This window comes from Arcobacter suis CECT 7833 (genome assembly GCF_003544815.1).
In the GTDB taxonomy this organism is placed as follows: Bacteria; Campylobacterota; Campylobacteria; order Campylobacterales; family Arcobacteraceae; genus Aliarcobacter; species Aliarcobacter suis.
Map to the genome: position 1 here is coordinate 775887 of NZ_CP032100.1, position 3669 is coordinate 779555.

Genomic DNA, 3669 nt, shown 5'->3' on the forward strand with positions numbered 1-3669 from the left:
AAAAAAAGAGAAAATAAATGAGTAATTATATTCCAAAACCAAGTATTTTTGACCCTGATGAAAAGGGTCAATTTGGTATTTTTGGTGGACAATATGTTCCTGAAACTTTAATGCCAATTTTAAAAGAATTAGAAGCTGAATATAAAAAATATAGATTTGATAAAGAATTTTGGGCAGAAGTTAATTATTTACTAAAAGATTATGTAGGACGAGAAAATCCTTTATATTTTGCAAAAAATATAAGTGATGAAGTTGGAGCAAAGGTTTATTTAAAAAGAGAAGATTTAAATCATACTGGTGCTCATAAAGTAAATAATGTAATAGCTCAAGGATTACTTGCAAAAAAACTTGGAAAAACAAAAGTAATAGCAGAAACTGGTGCTGGTCAACATGGAGTTGCAACTGCAACAATTGCTGCTCTTATGGGACTTGAATGTACTATTTTTATGGGTGCAAAAGATGTTGAAAGACAAGAATTAAATGTATTTAGAATGAAATTGCTAGGAGCAAAAGTAATCCCTGTTCAAAGTGGAAGTAAAACTTTAAAAGATGCTATGAATGATGCTATTAGATATTGGGTAACAAATGCTAGAGACACTTTTTATATAATAGGAACAGTTGCAGGTCCTCATCCATATCCTATGATGGTACGAGATTTTCAAGCAGTTATTGGTTACGAAGCAAGAAAACAAATTTTAGAAAAAGAGGGTAGGTTACCAGATTATGTGGTTGCTTGTATTGGTGGTGGATCAAATGCTATTGGTATGTTTTCACACTTTTTAGAGGATAAAGATGTAACTTGTATTGGAATTGAAGCTGGTGGTTTAGGACTTGATACTGATAAACATGGCTGTTCTCTTGAAAAAGGAACTCCTGGAGTTTTACATGGACAATGTTCATATTTACTTCAAGATGAAGATGGACAAGTAATAGAGGCTCACTCATTTAGTGCAGGACTTGATTATCCAGGAATTGGACCTGAACACTCTTTTCATAAAGATAATAAATCAGTTTCTTATGATTCAATAACTGATAAAGATGCTTTAGATGCTTTTGTATGGCTTAGCAGACGTGAAGGAATTATTCCAGCATTCGAATCAGCTCATGCAATTGCTTATTTAAAAAAAGCAAAAGAAAGATTTAAAGATAAAATAGTTATCGTAAATTTATCAGGTCGTGGAGATAAAGATATGGTACAAGCGAAGAGTTTATTGAATTTTGAATAATTAAAGGGGTATTGTGAAAGAGCTTTTTAGGAAAATCCAACCCCATTCGGGAAAAATATTTGCATTAGGTGTGATTTTATTTTTTTCATTTTTAGCATATAATTTATATCATGCACCAGTTGATGGTTTGGATGAGAAATTTGTATATCTTCTTAGAAAATATGGTTATATTATACTTTTTGCATGGGGAATGTTAGAGGGTGAAGCTGGTCTTGTAATGGCTGGTTTATTATCACATACAGGTGATATGAATCTTTATATTGCAATATTTGTTGCTGGACTTGGTGGTTTTGCTGGTGATCAAGTTTATTTTTATATTGGAAGATTTAATAAAGCGCATGTTCATAAAAAGTTTAGAGGTCAAAGAAGAAAATTTGCATTTGCCCACTTACTTTTAAAAAAACATGGGTGGCCAATAATTTTTATTCAAAGATATATGTATGGAATGAGAACTGTAATACCAATTTCTATAGGTCTTACAAGATATGATGCAAAAATGTTTGCATTTATAAATCTTATTTCAGCTTGGTTTTGGGCTGCTCTTACTATCGTTCCTGTTTGGTATTTTGGAAATGAGATTTTAGTTGTTTTACATTGGGCAAAAGAACATTGGTATTTAGCAATTCCTGTTGCAGTTATTTTAGGCGGAAGTATAATATTTTATTTTAATAAAGCTACACAAAAAGTAGAAAAAAGGATTAAAAATGAAAATTAATTTAGTTGAAACAAGTATAGAAAAAAAAGATACAGAAATTGAAATTATTTTTGTAAAAGATATAAAAAATTTAAGTGATAAAGAACTTTTAGAAAATTTAGAATTTAAAGCAAAAGATGAAGCTTGCGTGTTATTAGCAGAGTCAAAAAAAATTTATGTAGGTTATGAAGAAGAAAACTACGATTCAATTGCAATTGCCTCTGCAACAGCAATTAAAAAACTTCAAACAACAAAATTTGAAAATGTTAAAATAAAATTAAATGAAGTTTTGGAAAATAATTTTAAAGCTCTTATTGAAGGTGCTTTATTAGGTGAATATAAATTTAATAACTATAAATCTGAAAAAGATAATAAAAAAATTGAACTAGAAATAATAGTATTAAATAAAAATGAAGAATTAGAAAAAATATTAACAGAATCTAAAATTATTTCAAAAGCTGTAAATAAAACAAGAGATATGGTAAATACTCCACCAGCTGATTTTTACCCAGAAATTATGGCAAAAACTGCAAAGAAATTGGCAAAAGATGCAAATATTGAAGTAAAAATAGAAGGTGAAAAGTTTTTAAAAGAAAATGAAATGAATGCAATGCTTAGCGTTGGAAGAGCATCTGTTCATGAATCAAAACTTATTCATTTAACATACAAACCAAAAAATCCTCAATTTAAAATAGTTTTAGTTGGAAAAGGTTTAACTTATGATTCAGGTGGATTGTCTTTAAAACCTGCTGATTTTATGGTTACAATGAAAGCTGATAAATCAGGTGGTTGTGCTGTTATGTCAACTATTTGGGCAATTGCTAAATTAGAATTACCTTTTGAAGTTCATGCTATTGTAGGAGCTGTTGAAAATATGATTGGTGGAAATGCTTATAAACCGGATGATGTTTTAAAAGCAAAAAACGGTAAAACTATTGAAATCAGAAATACAGATGCAGAAGGAAGACTTGTTCTTGCTGATTGTTTATCTTATGCTCAAGATGAAATCAAAGATATTGATTACATTTTTGATTATGCAACACTAACTGGTGCTTGTGTGGTTGGCGTTGGTGAATATACAACAGGAATCATGGGAAATAATGAAATCTTAAAAAGAAATGCTGTTTTAGCTGCTTTAAGATCAGGGGAATATGCAACAACTTTAGATTTTAATAGATTTCTGAAAAAAGCAATTAAATCAGAAATAGCAGATATTTGTAATATTGCAAACACAAGATATGGTGGAGCAATTACAGCTGGAATGTTTTTAGATAATTTTATTAGCGATGAAAATAAAAATAAATGGATTCATTTTGATATAGCAGGTCCAGCGTTTGTAGAAAAACCTTGGGGATATAATCCACATGGAGCAAGTGGAACAGGCGTTAGAATGACTATTAAATTTTTACAAGATTTAGTTGATAATAACTAAGTTTTTTATTTAGAAAAGAAATCTAGTATTGAATACTTGATTTCTTTTCACCTCTCTTTTTATATACTTATTTCAGAATATATTCCTAAAAATTTTCTTCTTTGTATTTTTATTAAATAGTTGTTTTAATGAATACTTTTTTACAAAATAATATCCTAAAAGAATAAAATAAATAATTGAGTTATTTAATATTTTATTTATGAATAGCATTGATAATTTGGTGATTTGTTTATTTACTTTTTAAAAAAGTAATCAAATTTTTTATTAACAATAATTATGGTATATTAAGTAAAATAATATATTACAAAGAGTTCAAG

General features: G+C 28.5%; 3 protein-coding genes. All 3 read left to right on the forward strand.

What is annotated here, in order from left to right:
- The first annotated feature begins 17 nt into the window (after positions 1–17).
- The 3 genes from trpB to ASUIS_RS03830 are packed head-to-tail and all read left to right on the forward strand — an operon-like array spanning position 18 to position 3352.
- Complete coding sequence (trpB, locus tag ASUIS_RS03820) at positions 18–1226, forward strand: tryptophan synthase subunit beta (protein ID WP_118885810.1); 1209 nt, start codon at positions 18–20, stop codon at positions 1224–1226.
- Between the two features lie 13 nt (positions 1227–1239).
- Positions 1240–1941 (forward strand): DedA family protein, encoded by a 702-nt coding sequence (locus tag ASUIS_RS03825; RefSeq protein WP_118885811.1) that lies wholly within the window; start codon positions 1240–1242, stop codon positions 1939–1941.
- Positions 1931–3352 carry a leucyl aminopeptidase gene (locus tag ASUIS_RS03830; RefSeq protein ID WP_118885812.1) on the forward strand — a complete coding sequence of 474 codons (1422 nt, stop codon included), beginning with the start codon at positions 1931–1933 and terminating at the stop codon, positions 3350–3352. The genes ASUIS_RS03825 and ASUIS_RS03830 overlap by 11 nt, the downstream gene beginning before the upstream one ends.
- Positions 3353–3669 lie beyond the last annotated feature (317 nt).